Annotated in this window: 15 protein-coding genes; 13 read left to right on the forward strand and 2 right to left on the reverse strand. The window is 39.2% G+C overall.

Annotation, left to right across the window (positions count from 1 at the left end):
- Window positions 1-2432, forward strand: a 2432-nt coding sequence (locus ABE099_RS16720) for a X2-like carbohydrate binding domain-containing protein (RefSeq protein WP_430032221.1), incomplete at its 5' end; no start/stop codon positions are given.
- Window positions 2433-2637: 205 nt separating this feature from the next.
- Here the strand turns inward: ABE099_RS16720 and ABE099_RS16725 are convergent.
- Window positions 2638-8088, reverse strand: coding sequence for a S8 family serine peptidase (locus tag ABE099_RS16725; protein ID WP_430032222.1), 5451 nt, complete (start codon window positions 8086-8088; stop codon window positions 2638-2640).
- Between the two features lie 514 nt (window positions 8089-8602).
- Here ABE099_RS16725 and ABE099_RS16730 point away from each other — a divergent pair.
- The 4 genes from ABE099_RS16730 to ABE099_RS16745 all read left to right on the forward strand — a co-directional run bounded on the left by ABE099_RS16730 (window position 8603) and on the right by ABE099_RS16745 (window position 13363).
- Window positions 8603-9220, forward strand: a complete 618-nt coding sequence (locus tag ABE099_RS16730; RefSeq protein ID WP_430032223.1) for an RNA polymerase sigma factor — start codon at window positions 8603-8605, stop codon at window positions 9218-9220.
- A complete protein-coding gene (locus ABE099_RS16735; protein WP_430032224.1) occupies window positions 9177-10925 on the forward strand; it encodes a DUF4179 domain-containing protein in 1749 nt (582 codons plus the stop codon). Before ABE099_RS16730 ends, ABE099_RS16735 begins: the two co-directional genes overlap by 44 nt.
- A 178-nt stretch (window positions 10926-11103) precedes the next feature.
- Complete coding sequence (locus tag ABE099_RS16740; RefSeq protein ID WP_430032225.1) at window positions 11104-11721, forward strand: RNA polymerase sigma factor; 618 nt, start codon at window positions 11104-11106, stop codon at window positions 11719-11721.
- Complete coding sequence (locus tag ABE099_RS16745) at window positions 11678-13363, forward strand: DUF4179 domain-containing protein (protein WP_430032226.1); 1686 nt, start codon at window positions 11678-11680, stop codon at window positions 13361-13363. The genes ABE099_RS16740 and ABE099_RS16745 overlap by 44 nt, the downstream gene beginning before the upstream one ends.
- Window positions 13364-13432: 69 nt before the next feature.
- Here the strand turns inward: ABE099_RS16745 and ABE099_RS16750 are convergent, their stop codons facing one another.
- Entirely contained in the window at window positions 13433-14167 is a 735-nt protein-coding gene (locus tag ABE099_RS16750; RefSeq protein ID WP_430032227.1) for a YceI family protein, read from the reverse strand.
- A 267-nt stretch (window positions 14168-14434) separates the two neighbouring features.
- Here ABE099_RS16750 and ABE099_RS16755 point away from each other — a divergent pair, with 267 nt between their 5' ends.
- From ABE099_RS16755 to ABE099_RS16790, 8 genes are all read left to right on the forward strand, one after another.
- Entirely contained in the window at window positions 14435-15139 is a 705-nt protein-coding gene (locus ABE099_RS16755) for a response regulator transcription factor (protein WP_430032228.1), read from the forward strand.
- Complete coding sequence (locus ABE099_RS16760; protein ID WP_430032229.1) at window positions 15124-16581, forward strand: HAMP domain-containing sensor histidine kinase; 1458 nt, start codon at window positions 15124-15126, stop codon at window positions 16579-16581. The genes ABE099_RS16755 and ABE099_RS16760 overlap by 16 nt, the downstream gene beginning before the upstream one ends.
- 128 nt (window positions 16582-16709) lie before the next feature.
- Window positions 16710-17879 (forward strand): GntR family transcriptional regulator, encoded by a 1170-nt coding sequence (locus ABE099_RS16765; protein ID WP_430032230.1) that lies wholly within the window; start codon window positions 16710-16712, stop codon window positions 17877-17879.
- A 355-nt stretch (window positions 17880-18234) separates the two neighbouring features.
- Window positions 18235-19488, forward strand: a complete 1254-nt coding sequence (locus ABE099_RS16770; protein WP_430032286.1) for a glycoside hydrolase family 125 protein — start codon at window positions 18235-18237, stop codon at window positions 19486-19488.
- 34 nt (window positions 19489-19522) lie between these two features.
- A complete protein-coding gene (locus ABE099_RS16775; protein WP_430032231.1) occupies window positions 19523-20893 on the forward strand; it encodes an extracellular solute-binding protein in 1371 nt (456 codons plus the stop codon).
- 379 nt (window positions 20894-21272) lie between these two features.
- Complete coding sequence (locus ABE099_RS16780) at window positions 21273-22148, forward strand: carbohydrate ABC transporter permease (RefSeq protein ID WP_430032232.1); 876 nt, start codon at window positions 21273-21275, stop codon at window positions 22146-22148.
- A gap of 19 nt (window positions 22149-22167) precedes the next feature.
- Window positions 22168-22995, forward strand: a complete 828-nt coding sequence (locus ABE099_RS16785) for a carbohydrate ABC transporter permease (RefSeq protein WP_430032233.1) — start codon at window positions 22168-22170, stop codon at window positions 22993-22995.
- Window positions 22996-23161: 166 nt separating this feature from the next.
- The gene (locus ABE099_RS16790; protein WP_430032287.1) at window positions 23162-26017 is read left to right on the forward strand and encodes an alpha-mannosidase; all 2856 of its coding nucleotides are present in this window, start codon (window positions 23162-23164) and stop codon (window positions 26015-26017) included.
- Window positions 26018-26111 lie beyond the last annotated feature (94 nt).

Genomic DNA, 26111 nt, shown 5'->3' on the forward strand with positions numbered 1-26111 from the left:
CGGATGTAACGGTCAGCTTGACGTTAAATGGCAATGTGTTTAGTGGCATTAAAAACGGGGCAACTCAGCTACAAGCAGGAGTGGATTATGAAGTTACGGGTGGCAATGTAGTTACGATAAAGAAAGAATATCTAGCCCAGCAAGGGATAGGGGTAACTAACCTAGACTTTGAATTTAGTGGTGGACAAGCGCAGACACTTGCAGTAACCGTAAGTGACAGCACGCCACAAAATAGTGGGCTAAGCCAAACGAGCACGAGCTTTGACAAAAAGGCATCTGCGCAAGCGGATGTAACGGTCAGCTTGACGCTAAATGGCAATGTGTTTAGTGGTATTAAAAACGGGGCAACTCAGCTACAAGCTGGAATCGATTATGAAGTTACAGGTGGCAATGTGGTTATGATAAAGAAAGAATATCTAGCCCAGCAAGGGATAGGCGTAACTAACCTAGACTTTGAATTTAGTGGTGGACAGGCGCAGACGCTGTTTGTGAACATATCAGATAGTACTGATAGTGTAGCAAATCCAGCTCTCCTCGTCCCAGTGACTGCTGGAAATGGACAAGCGAGCTTACTCTGGAGTCCAATTAACGGGGCAATAGGTTACAAAATATTTGTGAGAACAGATGCTGAGCCTTTTGCTTCTGAGCTAACAACGCTTGCATCTGATTTGAACAGTTATGACGTTACTAATTTAGTTAACGGAACAACCTATTACTTTGCTGTTAAGGTAGTTTATCCTGAAGGGGATAGCGCATTCTCGAATGAGCAAAGTGCAACGCCAGGAACTGCACCTGGAGTACCAACTGGTGTATCTGCGGTTGCAGGAGATAAACAAGCAGTGGTTTCCTTTACAACACCACTAGATGATGGTGGAGCTCCAATTACCGCATACCAAATTAAAGATATAGATGGAAATGTAGTAGCAACAGGAACATCAAGTCCTATTACGGTTCCTAATTTAGAAAATGGAAAATCATATATTTTTGTTGTACATGCTATAAATCAACATGGAGGTAGCACAGCTTCAAGTCAGTCTAATGCTGTTACACCTAACGCTACGTCTAATGAGGGTCCAATCGATTCAGGTGGAGGCGGAACTACATCACCAAGCACACCAACACCATCTTCACCTTCAACAGGAACGACGACACCATCTACAACAACTCCAGTTAATAGTGGTGCAGGTGTAGATATTTTGGTTAATGGCAAGGTGGAAAAAATCGGAACAGCTATGACCACAACGAATAATAACCGTTCAACTACTACAATTACAGCGAATCAAAAGCTGTTAGAGGAGAAGCTAGCACAGCAAGGAAATGGTACTGTAATTACAATCCCATTAACCTCGCAATCAGATGTAGTGATTGGTGAATTAAATGGTCAAATTGTCAAGCAAATGGAAGATAAGCAAGCTGTTATTGAGTTAAAAACGGATAAAGCAACTTATAAGCTACCGGCTTCACAAATCCAAGTTTCACAACTGTCCAAGCAATTTGGTTCAAATATTGATTTGAATAATGTAAAAATTCAGCTTGAGACAAGCGTAGCAACTAGTGATCAATTAGCTTTAGCGAAGCAAGCGGCTTTAACAGGGGGATATAGCGAGGTTTCTAGTCCACTTAACTTTGAAGTTCATGCTCTATATGCTGATCAAAAACTAGACATTACTAAGTTTAATATTTATGTTGAACGTTCAATTGCATTACCTGAAGGTGTGGATTCTAACAAGATCACAACAGGTGTTGTAGTTGAAGCAGACGGAACAGTTCGTCACGTACCAACAAAGGTAACTGTTAATGCAGGTAAATATTATGCCACAGTAAATAGTTTAACTAACAGTATATATTCCATTGTATGGAATCCAATTGAGTTCAAGGATGTTGCAAATCACTGGGCTAAATCGGAAGTAAATAATATGGGCTCTCGCATGGTTATTAACGGTAACGGTGAAGGATTGTTTAATCCAAATGATGATATCACACGTGCCGAGTTCACAGCCATTGTTGTACGTGGTCTAGGGCTGAAGCTGGAGAAAAGTAATGTTTCCTTTAACGATGTGAAATCAAATGATTGGTACGAGCGTGTAATCCAAACCGCGTATGCAAATGATTTAATTAATGGGTTTGAAGATGGTTCGTTTAAGCCTAACGATAAAATTACACGTGAGCAAGCGATGACAATTATAGCAAAAGCGATGAAGATTACAGGGTTGAGCAAAAAGCTAGAGGCTGAATCTGGAAGTAGCCAATTACAAGCTTATCGTGATGTGGCACAGGTTGCTGCTTGGGCAAACCAAGGTGTAGCTGATGCGTTAAAAGCAGGGATTGTGAGTGGACGAGATGCTACATTGTTAGCACCAAAAGCACACACAACACGTGCTGAAATTGCAGCGATGATTCAACGCTTATTGAAGCAATCCGATTTGATCTAATTCAATAACTAGGGCTCTTCTTTTAAGAGTGGGCTATAATTAGATTAGAATATGTAAATTATGTTATGACAGAGCGCCCCTCATCAAAAGTTGATGAGGGGCGCTTCTTTTACATGCCATTTAACTTATGTGGTTAACTTATAAGCTTAGCTCATGGGATCAACTCACGAAGTTAATTTACTACAATTAATCATTAAATTAATCATTACTTAATTGTTATTTGATGAAATGCCGTGTGCGTAGCTCCTTGATCATCTGTGACGGTAAGTTGAACTGTAAAGGTGCCAGGATCATTATAACGATGTTCTGCTTTCACACCTTGCGCTTCGCTTCCGTCTCCAAATTGCCAAGCATAGCTAACAATTTTCCCATCAAGATCATAAGACTTAGAGGCATTGAATTTCACATTTTTAGATTTTTTTGCGTTATCTTTAGCATCAATCACAGCTACAGGGGCTGTATTATTGTCTGGCTCTGTCACTCCCGTAGTAGTTACATACAATTTACCTTGCGCTTGCTGTTCGTTTTTATTTCCAGCAGCATCCGTAATTTGAACTACGATAATTCCCCCATCTAATTTAAGGGAAGCTGGTGTCTGGTAGCTAGCTTCATAGTGTCCAGGCGTTGTTTCAGTAAAAGGAATCACATTGCCACCTTCAAGCTGGAACAACAAAGGGATTTCGACTCTAAATGCGGCCTGTAGTCCTGGGACACTATCAAATGCGACGGTAAAGCTTTCCCCAGCTTTAATATGAATATCTTCCACAGGGGTCAGATTTTGAATTTCAGGTGCAGTTAAATTCACAACAATTTTGATGGCTTGTGTTGTCGTATTCCCCGCTTTATCTGTGGCTTTGACTGTAATTACGTTTTCTCCTTCACGTACAATGATGCGCTCATCGAAGGCACCATTTTCATCCACAGTCGTTACTTGACCGTTGATTTCCACTTTATCTAAATGTAAATCTGCTACTGTACCTGTAACATGAATTAATTCAGCATTTTTGGATTCATTATCCGTAGGTGACGTAATCGTTAAGGTTGGATTAACTGTATCTACCGTAATTTTAATCGGTGTAGAAAGGTCTGTTCCCTTACCGTTTACAAAGACGCGAGCAGTCAATTCGTTTAAACCTTCACTTAATTCTACAGGAATATTAAATTTGTGATCAACAACTTGACTTGTGGCAAGTAACTCCGTACCTTTATAAATTTTAACTTCCGCATCGTTAGCAGGAGTACTTCCGACGATAGTCACTTCGTTTGTATTTGTAAAGCTTCCATCGACAGGTGACGTGATTTCCGGCGCACCCAAAGGATAACGAACGGTAGCACGAATCATGTAATTTCCTTCAGCTTCAGGAGATTGACTCCATGCGCCACTAGCCCGTTGCCAGCTACGTAACGCATTAGGGCTACTTTCATCTGTTGCAAGGCCGGGAGCGTCCAAACCTGCGGCGGATTGAATGTACACAATGTAGAAGTCACCTTTTACATTTACAGCTTCAGGTAGTTCAAGTACTGTCCATTTGTCATTACGTAATGCAGTAGCGTCAAATGGTCCTGCTAATTGGCGACCTGGTGCGCCGTTTGGACCTGATGCATCATAAACAGCATATTGGAATGCAGTCCCCCCAGGAATAGGGAATTCGGTATTCCAGAAACGAAGGGAAGCCCCTGTCACTTGTGTGCTCTCGGATTCTGGTGTAAAGCGAACCGCCCATGCATTGCCTGCAGCATTAAAGGCTCTAGCGTTTTCAGGTGTTCCATCATCATAGCTAATTTCACCTGGGAATCCGATAAACGGTTTTAATGTTGCATTAGCTTCAACATTCGTATTACCTTTAACGGTTACAGCGACCGTTGTATTATTATAATCCTTTGCTGATATAGCCAACGTGTATGAGCCTTCCAGCAAGGTCAAGCTAAATGTACCATCTGCTCCAGTTTGTACTGGTGTAACGGAGGCATCTTCAATGACAAGGATGGTTGCTTCTGCAATAGGTTCTCCACTTTGCTCATCTGTAATTGTACCTTGCACGGTGCCACTTGGTATTTCTTCTAATCTGAAGTTGGCTTTTACATTTGTTCCGTCTGTAATCGTAACAGGTAACGTCTGAGCGTAATAACCATAGGCTTCTGCTTTAAGTGTGAAATCACCTGCGGCATGGTTAAAGCTGAATCTTCCAGTAGATGGATCTGTTTTTACGGAACGTCCAGTTTCTAACACCGTTACTGTTGCACTTGCAGGTAAGCTAGCAGGTGCCTGATTACTAGATTTTTTTGCTTCATCTTTTAAAGATGCGTTATATTCTTCCTTTGTTGTGTAGCTTAATTTAAATTCAGGTCCATCAAATAAGGAAAGGTCCTTTGCTTTTGTCTCTGTGCCAAGCACATTTTTAGTAGACTCGGTAGCGGCTACACTTAATACTTTAAAATTATCGATATACCAGCCTAATTTCGTAACAGAGCTATCACTTTTTAGTCTAAAGCGAAGCTGTACTGTTTTTCCAACATATTTGTCTAAATTATAATAAACGGGAGTCCAAGCTTTACCTGCTGTAGAGTGAGAGAATTTACCTAACTCTGACCAAGTATCGCCTTGGTTACTGCTAATTTCTACATATCCAAAATCATAGTTGGTTTCAATTTCAAACCAATGCTCAAAGGTAGCTGTTGCATTGCTTACACCAGTCAGATCAATAAGTGGAGAGTAGAGAGAAGCATCTCCGCTATTTTCATAGGTGTTATCTAAATCCGTTGCCCATACATTTGGTAGTGATACTGCACTTGCTGGGCCACCCGTTGCTGTAGGCACTCCACGCTCCCATTCATCTTTAGCACCAGAGTGTGTCCAGCCGTTATCATCATTCCCATCGAAATTATCACTGTAAATAATCGTTGGACGATGAATCGTTAAGCTAATTTCGTTGGAATAAGCACTTTCATTTCCGCTATAGTCAAGGGCAGTAACTACATAATAGTAGGTGGAATCCCCTTCTGTTGTAGCATCTGTATACGATGTAGCTGAGGTTGTCGTTAATAATTCATAACCTGTACCACTGCTTGTAGAGCGGTAAACTCGATATTCCTTAAAATCTTCCTCTGTTGAAGCTTGCCAGTTTAATATTACATTTCCTGTAAAATTCGCTGTTCCTGTAAGCTGTGCTGGTGCTGCTGGCGCTTCTGAATCAGGGGCAGATAGTGCAACATCATCAATATACCAACCTGTTTTTTGAATGGTAGAGTCGCTAGTGAAGTTTAGCAGAACGTGAACCTGCTGTCCTCCATAAGGGGTTAAATCAATATATTGTGTTTTCCATCCACCACTTGTTCCTGTTACTTGTGCAACTTCTACAAAGGCATATTCAGAGTCTTCAGTCGCAATTAAAATCTTCCCTACATCGTTATTGTTCTCAAGGTCATACCATTGTTTAAAGGAGAGCAAAGCTCCATTTGGACTGTCGCTGAGATCAATTGGAGGTAGCTGAATGTGTGAGTTCGCACTTGCTGGATAAGTGCCTGTTAAATTTGTAGCAATCACTTTACTGCCTGAATAAGCTTTTCCTGGTCCGCTGGTTGGTACTCCCCAAGCCCAGGTATTTTTAGTGCCACCTGAAACGTAACCTGTATTATTTTCCTCAAAGGTTTGAATATAACCAGGGGTAATACCTGCGGAAACTGGAATAGTATAAATCGTACTTTCTACTACATTATTGCCGTAATCATTTACACGAATGTAATACTCTAATCCTGCTGTATCGATAAGGAAAGCAGGTACATTTACTTCGTACTTCCCGTTTTTAGAATCTCCAGAAACTCGTGTTGCAGGGAGATATAAATAATGGTCATCCCCTTTTGATCTGGCATAAAACTCAACAGAGGTAACTGCAACGTCATCACTAACATCAGCCGTAAGCTTTACATCAAAACCTTTATATAGCTGTGTTGGTGGTGTGTGTGAAATGACAGGTTCACTTTCATCATCCCCACCGATCGTTACTCTTCCTGAAACAGTTCCTACCCCGCTAAGAACAGAGCTTACAGCATCTAATGCATTGATAATGCCATAACCATACCCGTTGTTAGGTGTTGTTGGATAAGCAGCATCTGTACGTGGTGTTGCCGTAGATTTAATAATTTCCTCAAGCTCACTTACAGTTAACGAATGATTTGCTTGCAATAATAATGCAGCAAGTGCTGCTGTATGTGGACCTGCCATAGAGGTTCCGTTCCAGCCACCTTCATATGCACCACCCGGTACAGAGGAACGAATGTTTACCCCTGGCGCAGTTACATCTGGCTTAATAACCCCATATGGTGAAGGACCTAGCAATGAAAAGTCGCCTAGGTTTTGATTAATATCTGTAGCACCTGTTGTAAATGCTTCTGGATAGTTCCCAGGGTTAGCTACAGAGCCAGGACCACCAGGGTTCGTACGCGTTGTATTTCCCGCTGAAAATTCAGGGAAGATGCCTGCATCACGCCAAGCGCGTACAACTGGACGGAACCAGTCATCCACACCAGGACCACCACCCCATGAATTGTTGACCACATCTGGTGCTAATTCAGGATGTAGGTTACCGTCTTTATCCACTGGGGCTAGAATCCATTGTCCAGCATCTAAAATGATGGCGTCCGTCGTCTCTGGATTAAAAATACGAACGGCAATCCATTTTGCGCCTGGTGCAACCCCGATTTGGTTTGAGCCGTCAGGTTCAGAGCCTACCATCGTACCCATAGTATGTGTACCATGACCATGAGTGTCCACAGGTAGAGGCGCATGATCATTTGCATCATACCAGCTTAATTCTGGATTTACTATATTTCCAGATGCATCTAGTCCACGCCATTTACTTGCTAAAGCAGGGTGTGTATATTCAACCCCTGTGTCAAGGTTAGCTACAACAATCCCTGTACCATCGATACCTTGATTCCATACCTGTGGAACATTAATTTGGGAAATGTTCCATTCGATGTTGGCGTTATTTTTACTTTTATCTTTAAGTGCCACGCTTGAGTCGCCTTTAGCCGCTTCTTTGGTCGTATCAGGTTTTTCGATAGCGGGTGCAGCGTTTAGTTTAGTTGTAGCTGAAGGTGTTTGTTTTTCCTTTACCTCCGCTTTATCTAAATAACGCGTTTGGTTTGGCACAATTTTTTCAACCTCAGGCTGTAGCGCCAATTCATCTAATACCGCTTTTGTACTTTTGACATAAAGTGCATTGACGATAAAGTATTTTTTAAACTCTTTAACCTCACCACTTTTTTCTTGCTGCTCCAAGTAACTAGTAATAGAATCCTGTGTTCGGGTTGCTGTTTCCCGCAAGGCGCTTACAACAGAAGTACGCACAGCCAATTTTGCAGAAGAAGCTGTAGATTTATTGGTAAGAGCTTTACTTAAGGCTTGATTAGCTACCTTTGTTGTATTTGTTTGCTCCTTTAATTTAACCAAATAAGAAACGTACTCATCTTGTTTAAAGCTTTGTAGTAATTGCTCATCGATTTTATTCACTGTGCTACTAGGTAAGTCTCTTTTCAGCTCTAGCTTTTGTGTGGAAGATCCGTTATCAGCAAAGGCCGAAGGGATTAGCGTGAATACTAGGATGAGGGCCATGCTGAGTGAAAAAGATTTGCGAAATTTTTTGGATTTAAACAACTTCTCCACTCCCTTTACTTGGTTTTTGTCTTTTACGGTAATACTCAAGGCAGCCAGCCTAAGTAAATTGCTCCTTAGCATTGAGACACAATTCTTCTCAAGGAATTGCCTAAGGAATATCTGATGGTGGCTTTCATCACCTCCTTTACTAAATTTATTTTTAAAAAGTTAAAAGGTATATGTGATAAAAAATGATAGGATGATAGATAGTAAAAAATTGAAGAATGTCAGTAAAATGAAGTAAGTCATGAGGAGAGTTGTCATACGATGTAATATATTAACATCATTGAGAATAAATAGTCGTTGTCTTAATTATTGATAGTATAATATTGTAAAATAATATATACAAGTATAATTTGTGAAAAATTATTACATATTTTCAATCTTTGCGAAAAATAGGGCTAGTTACATAGAAAAATAAAGAAAGATTAGTTCGATAGTGAGAGGAAACTGTGACTTGATTCGTCTTAGTTATACACATTGAAAAGTCCAATTTATTTTAAGGAGGGGCAGCATGGACCCGATCACAGATCAGGCCCTCGTGGAAGAGGTGCTGAAGGGTCGTAAAGAGTCTTACGCTCTTATTTTAGATAGGTATAAGACCAAGGTTTACGGCTTGTTAAGAAGTATGGGAGCAACATCAGTAGATGCGCAGGATTTAGCGCAAGAAACCTTTATTAAAGCATATTGTAAACTGTCACAGTATCAATTTGACAGTAACTTTGCAGCGTGGTTGTACAAGATTGCAGTCAATACGTTAAAGGATTTTTATCGTAAAAAGATCCCAATCCCGATTGAAGATGCTTATGGGGCGTTAGAACAGAAAACACAATGCAGGCAGGAAGAGCAAATTACAAACGTACCTGAGCAAAACTATTTAAGTAAAGAATTAAGAGAAGAGTTCAGAAAGCTTCTACAAACACTTCCTGAGCAATGTCGCCTTATTATAGTTTTACGGTACAGTAATGAGCTAAGTTACCGAGAAATTGCTTCGATCGTAGGTGTGTCTGAGAGCAAAGTGACGAATAGTATTCATCGCGCAAAAAAGAAGTTAAAAAAGCAATTAGGGCAAAAAGGAGGGGATTCTTTTGAATTGCTGGAGTCAATTGCAAATGGAAAAAGTATTGTTTAGTGGACAAGCATCGGAAAAACAGAAGCAAAAGCTGATGGCGCATATTGAGCATTGCGCAACCTGTAAACAACAATATGATGAGTTGCAGCGGGAGCAGGCTGCTTGGGAAGAAGCTTTATATTATGATGAGCTTCCAATTGATTTTACGGATAATGTAATGAGCCAGATCAACACACTAGAGGCAGGGGCTAGTTCTTCAGGCAATGCGCTATGGACAGATATAGATAGTTCAAAGTCACCAAATGTGGGGCTGAGAAAAATGCGTTCTTCCTTATTTAAAATGAAGGTGGCAAGTGCTGTATTAGCTGTTATTGTCATGCTATTAGCCATAAGTATTTTTGTGCAACCTTCTTTAGCAGAAAAGATCAGGTCGATGTTTACGAAGACAGAGCAGGATACATTTGATGTGGTTGATCCTGCTCTTCGGAGTGCATTTAACCAAGGATTAGTCACAAATACGGATCTAGTAGTGGAAAATGCGGGCTATACGTTAGAAGTGAAGGAGGTATATGCAGATCCATTACGAATCAGAATGAGTGCATTGTTAAAGGATAAAAATGGGAAGGAGATTAAAAACCATCCACTTCGGGTAGTTTCGGTCCAGGTGAGTGATTCCAATGGACATAATATTCCAAGCATAATGTATGATATGTCTATAGAAAGGGAAGAAGCACTCCCCTATTACGGAGCAACATTTAATGAGCCTGTGATTACAGATGGTCTTGAAATATATATGGTATTAGATGATTCATATACTCTTCAACAAATTCAACAAAATCAAAAAGGGGAAAAAGATTTTATTCCGGGAAAATGGGAACTTAGCTATCATGCTAATATTAGGCAGACTAAATCGCAAACGGTTTTAATTCCTTTAAATGAAAAAGTGACAACCCCTGCTGGGCTTCATGTTCAGATGGAGGGGATTACACTTTCACCTAGCGGTGCAGGATTGAATTTTATAACCTCACTAACAAAGGAAGCTCAACAACGGTCACCAAGTGACCTTGGGCAAAGACAATCCATATATTATCATTATGAAATAAATGGAGAACCATGGGATGGTTATAGTAAAGGTCTTTCAAATGGTTCTGCTGGTCATGGAACATGGCTTAGTGGCTATAGTAATGCTGCCTATAACGTATGGGATCAACATATGAGATGGTACTCATTTGAAACGTTATTAAAAAATTCAAATCAAAAAGATGATATTAAGTTTGTATTAGATGGTTATTCTATTTCAGAGAAATCTGATTATAAAATAACCTTTAAGCCCTCAGAAATTTCAGAAACTAACCCTGCAATATTTAATAGCTTAGGAGATCAATTTCATATAACAGCGATGGAATATAAGGATCGAGGAACTTCTGGTCATAAGGAAATGCTTATTGATATTTCTAAAGGGACGTTTACAAATTTAATGAATACTAATGAACAATGGGAAATTGAAGATGAAAAGGGACAGACCTATCCTGTTCATTTTGGTCCAAATGAATCAAGTAGTGATGCTAGGTTTGGTTATCCTTCACATTTTAAATCTGGTTATATATTTGTTGATGATCTAACAGAGGTTCCTAAACAAGTGACACTAAAGCGTACGATTGTACAAAGGTTTTATAAAGACATCAATTGGTCATTTATGATACCAAAGGATGGGTTTGTACCACAAAGAGAACTAATTGATCTTGGTGAACTTTATAAACAATAACTAAAGAATAAAAGTGAATGTTTTGCGGATAGACGCAAGCATTCACTTTTTTTTGCTAACTTTTGCGTGATCTACCGATAAAATTCAGTAAAAATTAATTTCAGTAAGAGAAAATCATGAATGTATGCGTCTTAATACATAGAAAGCAATTTAGTTAATGTCATAAAGGAGGGGCAACATGGACCCGGCTACAGATCAGGCACTTGTTGAAGAAGTGCTAATGGGTCGTAAGGAGTCTTATGCATCTATTGTGGATAAGTATAAGAATAAGATTTACGGCTTGCTAAGAAGTATGGGGGCAACCCCAATAGATGCGCAGGATTTGGCGCAGGACACGTTTGTTAAAGCATATTTCAAATTATCACAATATCAGATGGAGAATAGCTTTGCTGCGTGGTTGTACAAAATTGCTGTAAATACGTTAAATGATTTTTATCGTAAAAAAATACCGATTCCGATTGAAAATGTTAATGAAGCATTAGAACAAAAAACACAACGGGGACAACATGAGCAAAGTGCAAACGTTCCAGAGCAAAAATATTTAAATAAAGAATTAAGAGGAGAGCTGAGAAAACTACTATATACATTGCCTGAGCAATACCGCCTCATTATGATTTTAAAGTACAGTAGTGACTTTAGTTACCGAGAGATTGCATCGATTGTAGGGATATCCGAAAGAAAAGTGAGTAATAGTATTTTTCAAGCAAAAAAAAGGCTGAAAAAGCAATTAGGGCAAAAAGGAGGAGATTCTTTTGGATTGCTGGAGTCAATTGCAAATGGAAAAGGTATTATCTAGAGGACAAGAGCTGGAGAAAGAGAAACTGATGGCACATATTAAGGTGTGCTCTACATGTAGACAAAAGTTTGAAGCGTTGCAGCAGGTGCAAAAGATGTGTGAAGAAGCTTTAACTAGTGAAGAGCTTCCTATTACCTTTACAAATGAAGTGATGCAGAGCATTGAACAACAGCTAGCTATTGAGAGCAATAGCACTAATATTAAATTCACAGAGCTAGATAATCCTAAACCATCTAGTATTCGTTTAAAGAAAATGCGTTCCTCCTTATTCAAAATGAAGGTGGTAAGTGCTGTATTAGCTGTCATTGTCATGTTTTTAGCCATAAGTATGTTTGTACAGCCATCTTTAGCAGAGAAGATTAGGTCGATGTTTACGAAGTCTAGTTTAGAATGGTTAGATGTTGTTGATCCTGGACTAAAAAGTGCTAAGGAGTTAGTGAATGAACCTAAGTTTACTGCGAAAAACGGAGATTATACCTTTGAGGTGAAGGAGATGTATGCTGATCCACTACGGATATTAATAAGTGGAGTGCTTAAGGATAAAGTTGGAAATGAAGTTAAGGGTCATTCACTTGAAATAGTTTCACTAGAGGTTAGAGATAACCATCGGCATATAATCCCAGGGAGATTGTATGGATTAAATATGGAAGATCTCGGAGCGATACCTTTCTATGGATTGGTTTTTAAAGAACCGGTTATCACAGATGATATAAGAATAAAAATGGTGCTAAAGGACTCACAAGATAACAATAAGAAAGGTGAACATCAGACTATACCTGGTCAATGGACAGTATACTGTTATGCTGATATTAGAAAAGCTAAGGAGAAAACTATAATAGCACCAGTAACAGAGCAATATACAACACCTAGTGGACTAAATATCAAAATGAATGGAATTGCCTATGCGCCTAGTGGGCTTGGATTAAGTTTTGCTACCAAGTTCACTAAGGAAGGGCAACAACGTTCTCCAGGTGAGCTAGATAAAAACAGTGGGATTTATTACCATTATGAAAAAAATGGTGAACCTTGGGATGGTTATAGTGATTTTTATGATGAGTCTGATATCTACTATGATCCTTGGCAAAAGGAAACTAAGTGGTACACGTTTGATTCAAGATTGACAGTAGCAAATAAGAATGACGATATAAAGTTCGTATTAGATGGCTACTTCACCACAGAGCAGTCAGATGAGAAAATAACCTTTATGCCGTCAAAAATATCGGAATCGAAGCCAGCAGTTTTTGACAGCTTAGGAGATTCATTTAAAATAACTGGGATTGAATATTTTGAAAAACATAGGTCCTATGGAGAGAAGACAACATTAATAAATATATCTAACGGTGTATTTTCCAACACAAAGACTGATGATCAATGGGAAGTTATTGATGAGAATGGAAAAACGTATAGCGCTAATATTTCTACGCAAGGGGAAGGTCAAGATGTAAGATTTGGTAAACCAAGCTATTTTTCTTCAGGTCATATTATCATTGATAAATTAACCCATATCCCTGAAAAATTGACCCTTCGACGAAAAATCGTGGGAAGACTGTACAAAGATGTCAACTGGTCCTTTATGCTTCCAAAGGAAGGGAAAGTGCTAGAAAGTAATATTATTAATCGTGACCATTTAAGAGGCTACTAAAAATATATTTAAAAAAGCCAGTATTTCGTATTATACGAGACACTGGCTTTTTAGTGTTTATTTGAGATCTTAGTTCTTATCCAATACCAACTCTAACTGTACGCCAATATCATTTTCCGTAGACAATACAACATTGTGTGGGTTTTGCATTCCAAAGTCACTAAAGGTCACTTTCGTTTTACCAGATAACATGACTTGATTGTTTTTATACATTGCTTGTGCGTCAAAGGTAACGTCCTTTTCAATCCCTTTTACTTTCAATTTACCTGTTAGTTTAAACGGAATTGCAGTACCTTCAGTCCATGCTTTTGGTAAGTTCTCAAATGAAGTTGCTGTGAACGTCGCATCTGGAAACTTAGCTACATCAAAAAAGTCTGCTTGCTGGATATGATTATCACGTTGGCTATTGCCGGAATCGTTGGCAGTCATATCGATACTCCCGTTTCCTTTCATTGTGCTAGGCGAATCGACATTAATATCCCAATTCCCACTTACCTTTTTATTTTCAAAGTTCACGGTTTCTTGTGAAGTCGTTACTGAGAAATATACCTTAGATGCATCCGTAATTTTCCATTGGCCATTTAAAGCATCTGCCGCAACTTCCCCACCTTGGTTAGAAGTAGCAGCGGGAGTAGAAGAAGTATTTCCTGTAGTTTTATTTGCTTCACTATTTTGGGTGCTGTCAGGAATTACACTATTAATTTCGATATTGTTGCCTGTAAAGGACCTAAAAAATAGATAAGTCCCCACACCTATGATGATGACTAATGCAATAATAATAATAGACCAACTTCGTTTGTTCATTTTCTCTTTTCCTCCTAAATTTTTACATATTTTTTCTCTGTCAGCTCTAAGATCAGTGTTAAGTGATTTACGCTGTTATGTAATTCATAATTTAGCAAGGAAATGTGTCAGTAAGATGTCAAAGCGAAAAACTTGCTTACATTCAGAAAATATGTAAAATTGCTATAATAAAGTGTTCATTTTGTAATGAACTAGAGTAAGAATGGAATTGAACTAAAATAGATTGAAATTGAAATATAGATGCATGGAAGTAAAGGAGATGAACTTTTGATACCAGATTCTAGTAATAAACAGACACTTCTTGTGGTAGAAGATGAAGAGGCGATTAGCCGTGTTTTATATAGCTATTTGAATAAAGCAGGGTATCAGGTTGTTCGATGTTTGGATGGTAATGCTGCTCTTGAGGCGTTTGAGCAACATGTGTTTGACTTAGTATTGCTTGATGTAATGCTTCCAGGCAAAGATGGCTTTGAGCTACTTACCGAAATTCGCGAAAAAAGTGCATGTCCGATCATTATGCTAACAGCAAAGGATCGGCTGGATGATCGCTTATTTGGTCTTGATCACGGTGCGGATGATTATATGACTAAGCCTTTTGTGCCAGATGAGGTAGTTGCTAGAGTTAAAGCAGTTTTACGCCGGAGACCGATTTATTCAGAGGAGCCTGAACGTAAATATTTTGGTTCCTTGTTAGTAGACTATGAGGCTAAACGTATCTTTCTGAACGGGAAAGAGATCGCAGTCACTCCAAGAGATTTGGATGTGTTTTTGTTTTTATCAGCTAGGCCAAATCGTGTGTGGACAAGAGAACAGCTTATAGAACAAATATGGGGATACGACTATGAAGGAAGTGATCGAGCGGTGGATTTATGTATAAAACGATTACGAAAAGTACTCGCAGATTGGCCACAAGCTCAAGGGGAAATTCGGACGTTGCGAGGAAGTGGGTATTCATTTTGCGTAAACCAGTAAAGCAAGTTTCCATTTTGTCGTATTGGTCGGTTCGGTATATTGTTATATTATTTGCCGTCTGTGCTGTCATCGGCTTAGTATCAGTTTATTGGATTAGAGAAACGGCAAAAGATAATCGCCTCCAAACCTCAAGCTTATTTGTTCAAAACATTGCAGAACGATTAGGTGGAGAAAATGCTCTTGAAATTCCGAAAAATCTGGATGATATCGTGGGGAATAAGCTGCAGTATTTTGATGTTGATGCTAATTTTTGTTTATATGTCGTAGATGAGGATGGGCATTTAAAATATAGTATGCCTCAAATGACACAGCAGGAGTTTAATGAGAAATGGGATTATAACGAGTTAATTTCACCACAAAGTAAATTTAATTTGATTTCATCTCCAGTATATGGGCATTCCTTAAAAGAAGTTGGCAAGACTGTATTGATTCAGTCCAATCAATCCCTCACGAATAGCGAGGCTATTATTACTGTCATTATTATCATGCTAGTTATTTTCACTTCAGCAGGTCTATTAACGATTTATTTATTATCTAGTCGGCTTTCCTTACCTTTACGACAGGTGACTGCAGCCACGCAAAGGATAGAAAAAGGGGATTATTGTATTGATAATTTACAGGTGAAAACACAAGAAAAAGAAATCACTCAGCTTGTAGAATCTTTTTCAGGGATGGCGACTCGTTTAAAACAGCTTGAGGAGTGGCGAATATTGTCTCTAGCTGGTGTGAGCCATGAGTTAAAGACACCCGTTACTTCAATTAAGGGCTTAATTCATGCTGTTAAGGATGAGGTTGTTACAGGTGAGGAAGCAGAGGAGTTCCTAAACTTAGCTTTGCAAGAAACTGGAAGATTGGACAGAATGGTGGCTGATTTACTAGACTATAATGTCTTTGCATCAGGAAATGTCAGTATGCGAAGTGATAGAGTAGAGTTAACTGGATTGCTAGGTGAAGTGGTTCAACAGTGGGAGCTCATCGATAATCATCAGGAAGTGAGATGTGAGCTGCTTATACCTGAGGATGAGATTTATGTCATGGGGGATGCGCTCAGGATTAGACAAATTATCGTTAATTTACTAAATAACTGCGTTCAAGCCAAGCATAGTGAGCGTGAGCTTATGATTAAGGTTAGGCTTCACTGTAATACACTTGGTACTGAGCTTAAATCTAAGCGTGATGCCAAGAGTGATATTGAACATAGTATTGCGCGAGAACAAGCCATCATTGAAATTGAGGATAACGGAACAGGAATTAGTCAAGAGGACGCACCTAATATCTTTGAACGTTTTTATCGGGGGGAACGCAAAATTGCGCGCCCACATGGTTTAGGATTAGGTCTCACCTACAGTCAGCAATTAGCGCAGGCACAGGGGGGAGACTTAACTTTGAAATCTACTTCTAAAAATGGAAGTGTTTTTGTGATTAGGTTTCCGATTGCATAAATAAACATTATAAATTCTGTAATTACATCGCTTTTTTCTATATTATATCGCTTTCTTAATTGTATATAACATGATATATTATTACATGTAATGATTATGTCTATGTATGATGTCTAGGAGGAAGCATGATGTCCAATCAATCTACATCTAAACCGATGTATGAGCAAATTTTTGATGCTTTGCGTGAAGATATTATTTCGCTTAAATATAAGTCAGGAGAACGTATTCCGTCCGAAAAAGAATTGTGTGAGCAATATAATGTGAGCCGGATCACGAGTAAAAAGGCGTTGGAGCTCCTTACCACAGAAGGTTATATCATTCGTAAACCAGGAAAAGGCTCTTTCGTAAATGAATTTATGGGTGTAAAGGAAGATACTAATCACAATGACGGGATATTAAGCTCGCCGATTAGTTCAACCGTAAAAACCAATAAAAAACTGTTAATTGGTCTGGTGATTACTACCTTTGATGATAGTTATGGCACAGAATTGATCTATGGGATGGAGGAAGCCTCTCGGGAGCATGACTGTTATTTAATTATTCGTCGTTCCTTTGGGATTGCTGCCCAAGAGGAAAAAACAATTACGCAATTTTTAGAGATGGGCGTAGACGGTTTAATTATTTTTCCTGCTCAGGGCGAATATTTTAGCGCAGAAATTCTGAAGCTTGTGATTTCAAAATTCCCGTTTGTGCTTGTAGATCGTTATTTAAAAGGAATTTCAGCTTCATCTATTAGCAGTGACAATGTGCAGGCAGCAAAGGTAGCAAGTAATTACTTATTTAACTTAGGTCATACACATATCGGACTTTTAACGCAACCCTCCATTAATACAACAGCGATTGAAGAGCGGATTGAAGGCTTTATAGAAGCACATGCGGAAAATGGGATTGTGGCAGACCGTGGATTGTGGTTAGAAAACATTACGTCTACAATGCCAAATGAGTTCGATCCAAGCTCAAGAGAACGGGATATTGAAATGATCCAACAGCATATCCAGCAGCATCCTGAAATCACAGCTCTATTTGCAATCGAATATACGATTGCACAGTATGCATATGAGGCAGCTCAGCGCTTAGGGTTGTCTGTACCAGAGGATATTTCAATTATTTGCTTTGATAGTCCGCTTAGAAATGATGCCTACCAATTTACACATGTTAGACAAAATCAACAGGCGATTGGTAAGCAGGCGATTGAAAGTGTGCTTAAACTAAATAACAACGAAGTGGTACCTAGTAGAGTTATGCTTGAAGCTCCACTGATTGTGGGGAAAACAACGGCAAAGGCAAAAATTAATTAACAACAATCTTCAGAATTTTTCTGGCTCCTCACTAGTTAGGGTTAGTTGTCAAGGACTGATCTCCACAAATAAAATATAAGCATTTGATAAAAAGAAGCTTGAATAAGGCTTCTTTTTTGTTTTGTTATATTGTTATATACATGTATATATTAATCATGTAAAAAGTATGTATAAATGACGTAAAAGGCATATTTTTAACAAAATAATATATTGACATACTAATCTATTTACATATAATAAATGTAAGCGGTTAATTAACAGCGGTTTTATATTTAGAAAAAGCTATTACATGGAAATAGGAGGTGTGGATTTGCCATCACCCACACAAAAAACAAGCAATGTAGCAATTGAAAACATGATTGACGAAATGAAAAACAGGTTTGTTGATCGACCTAAGCTTGCTCAGATTTTTGAAAATGGTTTTCGTAACACGATCAATACGACGATTCAAACATTAGAGGACAACACTACCTTTGTTATTACAGGTGATATCCCTGCAATGTGGTTAAGGGACTCCGCAGCTCAGGTTAGACCCTATTTGGTGCTTGCGAGCAAGGATAAAGAGATAGGGGATATGGTTGAAGGTTTAGTTCAGCGTCAAATGGAGTTTGTATTGTTAGATCCTTATGCCAATGCATTTAATGTAAGTGCGAATGGAAATGGACATCAAGATGATTTAACACACATGGGTCCATCGATATGGGAACGTAAATACGAAATTGATTCTTTATGCTACCCGTTGCAGCTTGGTTATTTATTATGGAAAAATAGTGGTCGTACAACACAGTTTAATGATACCTTCCGTAAAGCAGCAGAAGAAATTATAAAGCTGTGGCGAACGGAGCAACATCATGAGGAGCAATCGCCATATTTGTTCCAAAGATTAGATGCCCCTATTACAGATACTTTAAGTCGAGAAGGTAAAGGGAGTTTAACGGCCTATACAGGCATGACGTGGTCTGGATTCAGACCTAGTGATGATCGCTGTGAATATGGTTACTTAATTCCATCCAATATGTTTGCAGTAGTTGTATTGAAATACTTAAATGAGATTGCACTTACAGTATGGTCTGATGAAGCTCTAGCTCAGCAAGCACTTGACTTAGCTAATGAAATTCATCAAGGCATTCAGCAATACGCAATTGTTGAACATCCTGAGTTTGGGAAAATCTATGCTTATGAGACAGACGGCTTAGGTCATTATAATCTAATGGATGATGCGAACGTGCCAAGCTTATTATCTTTACCTTATTTAGGTTGTGTAGCTGAAGATGATGAAATATATTTAAACACGCGTAAATTTGTACTGAGTACACATAATCCTTATTACTTTGAAGGAGATGTCGCTTCAGGGATTGGTAGTCCACATACACCTGATCATTATATTTGGCATATTGCTTTATCCATGCAGGGTTTAACCTCACTAGACTCAGTAGAAAGAGAAAAATTACTTGAATTATTCCAAGCGACAGACGCTGGAACAGGTATGACACATGAGGGCTTCCACGCTGATGATCCTTCGCAATATACAAGACCATGGTTTTCTTGGTCAAACATGCTGTTTTGCGAGTTTTTAATGGATTACTGCGGTATCCGCATTCATAAATAGCATTTTAAATTTATTCATCAGGGGGTTTGTCAAAATGAAAAGTAATAAAATCAAGGCTTCTTTTATGTTCATGCTCGCAGCACTAATGGTGTTTACAACTGCATGCTCCAGTGGTGAGAAAAAAGAAGAGGCAAATGGAAAAAAGGAAATTACAGTTACATTTCGTTCCTCAGGCTCTAATGATTCTTTAACTAAATATTTTAATGCTGGGTTAGTGGAAGAGTTTGAGAAGGAAAATCAAGATATTAAAGTAAATTTAGCTCCGATTCTTGCAAGTGAAGGAGATTACTTTTCAAAAGTTGTGCTACAAATGAAGTCAAGTGACACCTCTCCTGATCTCATTGCGGAGGATACTTCTATTTTGAAATCGGATGCGGAAGCGGGGTATTTAGAGCCTTTAGATAGTAAAGTTGAGGCATGGTCAGATTGGAGTAATATTATCCCGAATCTGAAAGCGGGAGTTACTGGAGAAGATGGCAAGGTATACGGTATTCCTGCTACCTCTGATACTCGTGGATTGTGGTATAACAAAGATTTATTTAAAAAAGCTGGCCTGCCTGTGCCATGGGAACCTAAAACGTGGGAAGAAGTCTTAGACGCGGCGCGTACTATTAAAGCAAAATTACCGGATGTAACCCCAATGCACATGACTGTGGGTAAGGCAAGTGGTGAAGGCGTAACGATGCAAACGTTAGAAATGCTGCTGTATGGTACGCAAGATGAACTATATGATTTTGATACGAAAAAATGGATTGTGAGCAGTCCTGGCTTATTGGATTCTTTTAAATTTATTAATCAAGTATTTAATGTAGATAAAACAGGTCCAGCTTTGCAAATTGCACTTAGTGGACAAGCAGGAAGCATGGCATTTGAGCAATTGTTACCTCAGGATAAAATGGCGATTGCCCTTGATGGTAGCTGGGCTGGATCAACTTGGAGTGCAACAGGTGCTGCACCAATTGAAAATGTAACTGAAAAGATGGGTTTCGCTGCAATGCCAACTCAAAATGGTCAAGAGCCTGGCGCAACAACCATGTCTGGTGGCTGGGCGTGGTCTATCCCTGCAAATGCTAAAAATAAAGACGAAGCATGGAAGTTTTTACAGTTCATTATGAACAAGGAAAATGCAACAGCACGTGTCGTGGCTGAGGGAGCATTAAGCCCTCGTGTGGACTCTGTAGATGTAAGTGGCTATTTAGATCGTCCATTTATTAAAGAAGCTCAATCATTTTTAAACCATGCACATTTCCGCCCAACGAATGATAAATATGCTTCAGTCTCTACTCAAATTCAAAGTATTGTTGAAAGCATCGCTTCGGGTAATCTCAGTCCTGAAGATGCAGTGAAGCAATTCAAGGAAAATGTAACAAGAGTTGCTGGGGCAGATGCAGTAGAGGAAAAATAATCTAAAAATAGGCTTAAAGGAAAAATTAGTGGTTGCTTACTTTCGAGGTAAGAGACTACGGTACAGAGGGTGACTTCAACCGCTGTTAAAGTCTGATTTTCTTTAATCAAATATGTAATGTGATGAAAATCCAACTTTAAAGGCGGCCGCTGACGCTTTTCCATCATCCCTCTGTCCCTTCGTTAATTTAGCCTTTGCAACCACTAATTTTAAGATTAATCCTAACGTTTAAACATAAGCCGAAATCAGATTTTTTAGAAAAGGAGTAGAGGGACTGAATCACATTCTGGATGTGATGTGAAATGCAGATTGCAGAGTCATATCATAGATCACAGTTTACTGGTCGTCCCTCTATCGCCTTGTGAATGGAGAGAATGACATGGACAGACAAAGGGGAAAAGGATTACAAGCATTCCTATTCTTATTTCCATCCATCATCCTGTTGCTTATCTTTTTCGTCATCCCGATTTTTCTGACCGTTGGTTTTGCTTTTACGAACATGTCATTGACGGGAGCAGCAGCAAAAAGCTTAGAATTTGTAGGCTTTCAGAATTTTGCAAATATGTTTCAAGATCCAGACTTTAAAATTAGTGTGTATCGGACATTAGTTTTCCTTATTTTTTCCGCAGTAATTGGACAGGTTGTATTAGGCTTTATGATTGCACTATTAATGAAAGAAAAAAATATTACGTTTAGACGTTTTGTGGGGATTATCGTAATTGCTGGTTGGGTAACCCCAGAAATTGTTGTTGCATTTTGTATGGTAGCTTTTTTTGGTGATACAGGAACCTTAAATAGTATATTAGAAGCCGTCGGCTTATCGTCGGTATCTTGGTTGTTTACATTTCCGATGACAACCGTTGTAATTGCGAACATTTGGCATGGGACTGCCTTTTCGATGATGGTATACCAATCTGCCTTAGACGATATTCCTAAAGATGTGGAGGAAGCTGCCACAATTGATGGAGCAACCGCCTTCCAAACTTTACGCCACATTACATTACCGATGGTAAAGGGCTCCATTGTTACGAATATGATGTTAGTTACGCTGCAAACGTTAGGGGTATTCACCTTGATCTATACTATGACGGGTGGTGGACCAGGTAATTCAACGCAAACCTTACCGATCTTTATGTATCATCAAGCGTTTGTGAATTATCAGTTTGGTTATGGTACAGCAATCTCGATGGTATTGTTATTTATCGGTATCATTGCAAGTCTGTTGTACATGCGATCCATGAAAGTCAAAGTGTAGATGAGGGAGGTGGACATCCATGTTTAAAAAACATCGCATTCATAAACAAATTCAATATGCAGTGCTTGCTTTAATTGCTATCTGTTTCTTGATCCCTTTATTGTGGATTGTGTTAGCATCGGTAGATCCCCATGCACAGCAAGGAATTAAAATTCCAGATACCTTTACATTAAGCAACTATAAAGATGTGTTAGGTGAAGCATCTAATGTGCGCTCTTTTGGGGTGGGATTACTGTTATCAGGTGGACAAGCCATTTTTGTAGTGGTGGTCTCTGCCTTGGCGGCATACCCATTATCCAGATATGAAATGAAGTTTAAGAAAAGCTTTTTACTTACGATTTTATTTATGACTGCATTGCCTATTACAGCAGTGATGGTGCCTGTGTTTCAATTGTTTTTATATTTAAAGCTGCAAAATTCGATTTTCGCGACGATGTTATTTTTAACGGCATCCTCCTTGCCTTATGGAATATGGATGATGAAAAATTTTATGGATTCAGTTCCAATTGATCTGGAGGAATCCTCTTGGATTGATGGTGCTTCGGTGTGGACAGGGTTACGTAAAATTGTTGCACCTTTAATGCTCCCAGGTATTGCAACGATCGCTATTTTTACGTTTTCAGGAAGCTGGGGGAACTTTTTTGTTCCGTATATTTTGTTACAGACCCCAGAAAAGCTGCCTGCTTCTGTGTTGATTTATCAATTTTTCGGAAATCATGGTATGGTTGAATATGGGCGTTTAGCTGCCTTTTCATTGCTGTATACGATGCCATCTGTTGTGTTGTATATTTTCTCGCAACGTTATATGTCTAAAGGCTTTAGTATGGGTGGCGCAACAAAGGGATAGATGGGAAGCGTGTAGCACAGGGAGTAAAAAAACAATACGCGTTATTACTGTAAAGGTTCTTTGCAGTAAAACTTTCTTTTAAAAAGGTGCAGAGGAGCTGGATACATTGACGCAAAAAAAGACGGCACATATTATTTCCCATACACATTGGGATCGGGAATGGTATATGCCTTTTGAATATCATCATATGTTGTTAGTAGAATTGATGGATACACTGCTAGATACACTAGATTCCGATCCTAATTATAAATATTTCCATCTAGATGGACAAACGATAGTGATTGAAGATTATTTGCAGGTTCGACCGTCTCAGAGAGAACGTCTAGAACGTTATATTAAAGAGGGACGTATTCAGATTGGACCATGGTATGTTTTACAGGACGAATTTTTAACGAGCAGTGAAGCAAATATTCGTAATTTACTTACAGGACATAAGGATGCCGAGCAATATGGTGTTATTTCCAAAACAGGGTATTTCCCAGATTCATTTGGTAACATGGGGCAAGCGCCGCAAATCCTCCAACAAGCGGACATTCAAAATGCAGTGTTTGGGCGTGGGGTTAAGCCTACAGGTTTTAATAACATGGTGGGTGAAGCCGATACGTATGAATCGCCTTATTCTGAAATGTATTGGGAAGCACCCGACGGGTCAAAAGTGTTAGGTATTTTATTTGCGAATTGGTATTGTAACGGGATGGAGGTTCCTGTAGGGGCGGATGATGCCAAGGCGTACTGGGATAAAAATTTAAAAAATGCTGAGGAGTTTGCTTCCACACCTCATCTGCTATTTATGAATGGTTGCGATCATCAACCGATTCAAACTGATTTGTCAGACGCAATTAAGACAGCATCAACTTTGTATCCAGATATTGAATTTAAGCATTCCAACTTTGATGAATATATTGCAGAAGTGGCTGAAACTGTACCTGATGATCTGACAGTGGTTAAAGGAGAGTTGCGCAGTCAGCATACCGATGGATGGGGAACACTTGTGAATACTGCCTCTGCACGTATTTATTTGAAGCAAATGAATCAGCAGGCGCAGACGTTGCTTGAAAAGGTGGCGGAGCCACTAGCTGTGTTTGCACATTTAGATGCTAACGCTTCGTACCCTCATGATGAACTCACATATGCGTGGAAGACATTAATGCAAAACCATCCGCATGACAGTATTTGTGGCTGTAGTGTGGATGAGGTGCATCAGGAGATGGAAACTCGCTTTTTAAAGAGTCGCAATGTGGCAGAGGTGCTCATTAAGGAAGCTACCTCCAAGCTAGTGAAGGAAATAGATACGTTGGGTGTTGATGCTTGGAGTGGGAATGAAAGTGATGTTAATGCAAATGCAGATGTCGACGCAAATGTGGATGCCAAAGCCAAAGCCAAAGCCAAAGCCAAAGCAGTAATCCCTTTTACCATATTTAATACAACGGGTTGGCATAGAACTGGTGCAGTACAAGTAGAGCTTGAGGTCGCTAAAAAATATTTCTCAGAGGGACCTGCCCCGCATTTATTAGCTCAAGAGCTTAAGAAAGAGAAGCTTGGTCACTATGTAGTTAGAGATGATCAGGGCAAGATTGTACCTTCTCAAATTGCAGATATGGGCGTGCATTTTGGTTATGATTTGCCTAAGGATCGTTTCCGTCAGCCTTATATGGCACGAAAAATAAAGATAACATTGCTTGCAAGTGATGTTCCTGCGCTTGGATATAAGGTGTATGCCTGTCAACAGGTGACATCAGATTCAACAGTAGGTACAGTAAATGTAACATCAAATTCAACATCAAGTTCAACATCAAGTTCAACAGTAAATGTAACTTCAAATTCAACATCAGGTGTAACTTCATTGTCAGAAGCTATTGAAACTAAATCTGTACATGTTGAAGGTCATACGATGGAAAATGACAAGCTTGCTGTCACTGTGGAGCAGAATGGGACATTGACCTTACTAGATAAAAAAAGTGGACATGTGTTCAAAGGCTTAAATGCATTTGAAAACAGTGGTGATATTGGGAACGAATATGTATATCGTCAGCCAAATGGAGAAGTGGCGATGACTACGGAAGGGCTACAAGCACAGATAACAGTTGTGGAGCAAAATGCTGTTCGTGCAGTTATTGAAGCAAGATTGGAATGGGAGATTCCAGCATCTGCAAATGAAACCTTTGCCGAGGAGAAGCAGGAGTTTGTTCCATTTAGAGAAAGAACGGCTGTGCGGACAACAGAAACTGTACCCTTCATTTTAACAACAAGATATACACTTGAAGCTAACAGTGGCATGGTGAAGGTGGAAACACGTTTTAACAATCAAGCAAAGGATCACCGTTTGCGTGCATTGTTCCCTACAGGTGTAAATAGCGCTTATCATTATGCGGATTCCATTTTTGAGGTGGCAAAACGAGATACTCAGCCTGCAAAGGAATGGATCAACCCAAGTAACTGTCAGCATCAGGGTGCATTTGTCAGTGTACATGAGCAAAATCGTGGCTTGACGATTGCCAACAAAGGCTTGCAGGAATATGAAGTATTACAGGGAGAGGAAAACAGGATTGCCATCACTTTGCTAAGAGCGGTGTCTGAGCTTGGAGACTGGGGTGTGTTTGAAACACCTGAGGCGCAGTGTTTAGGTGAGCAGGTTGTAGAGTATGCGATTATTCCTCATGCTGAAGATGGTATAGCTTCAGGTGCTTATGCGAATGCGTATCAATTCCAGATTCCTTGGACTGTCGTACAGACGGAGTTACAACATGGGAAGCTGCCTACGACTTACAGTTGGTTAAATTGGAATGAGGAAGAGACAGCACTAGCTTTTTCCACTTTGAAATTAAGCCAAGAAACATCGGATGTAATTGCAAGGTTTTATAATTTAGGACAAAAGACAGTAATGCTAAATGCGGATCTTCCTCGTGGTACGGGTGATATTTATAACAGTGATGTGCTTGAACGTAGACATGAGCTTGTAGATAAGAGTAAAGGTTATGAGGTAGCAGCGTACAAAATTGTTACGTTATCTTATCCTGTTTAAAACGAGTGATTTAGATGCCTAGTGATATCCTCAAAAAGTGAAGGTTAAGTTATTTCATTTAGCTTATCCAAAAGGCTGCATTTTAAGTCGTAAA

It is taken from the genome of Paenibacillus turicensis (assembly GCF_050461185.1).
Taxonomy (GTDB): domain Bacteria; phylum Bacillota; class Bacilli; order Paenibacillales; family Paenibacillaceae; genus Fontibacillus; species Fontibacillus turicensis_A.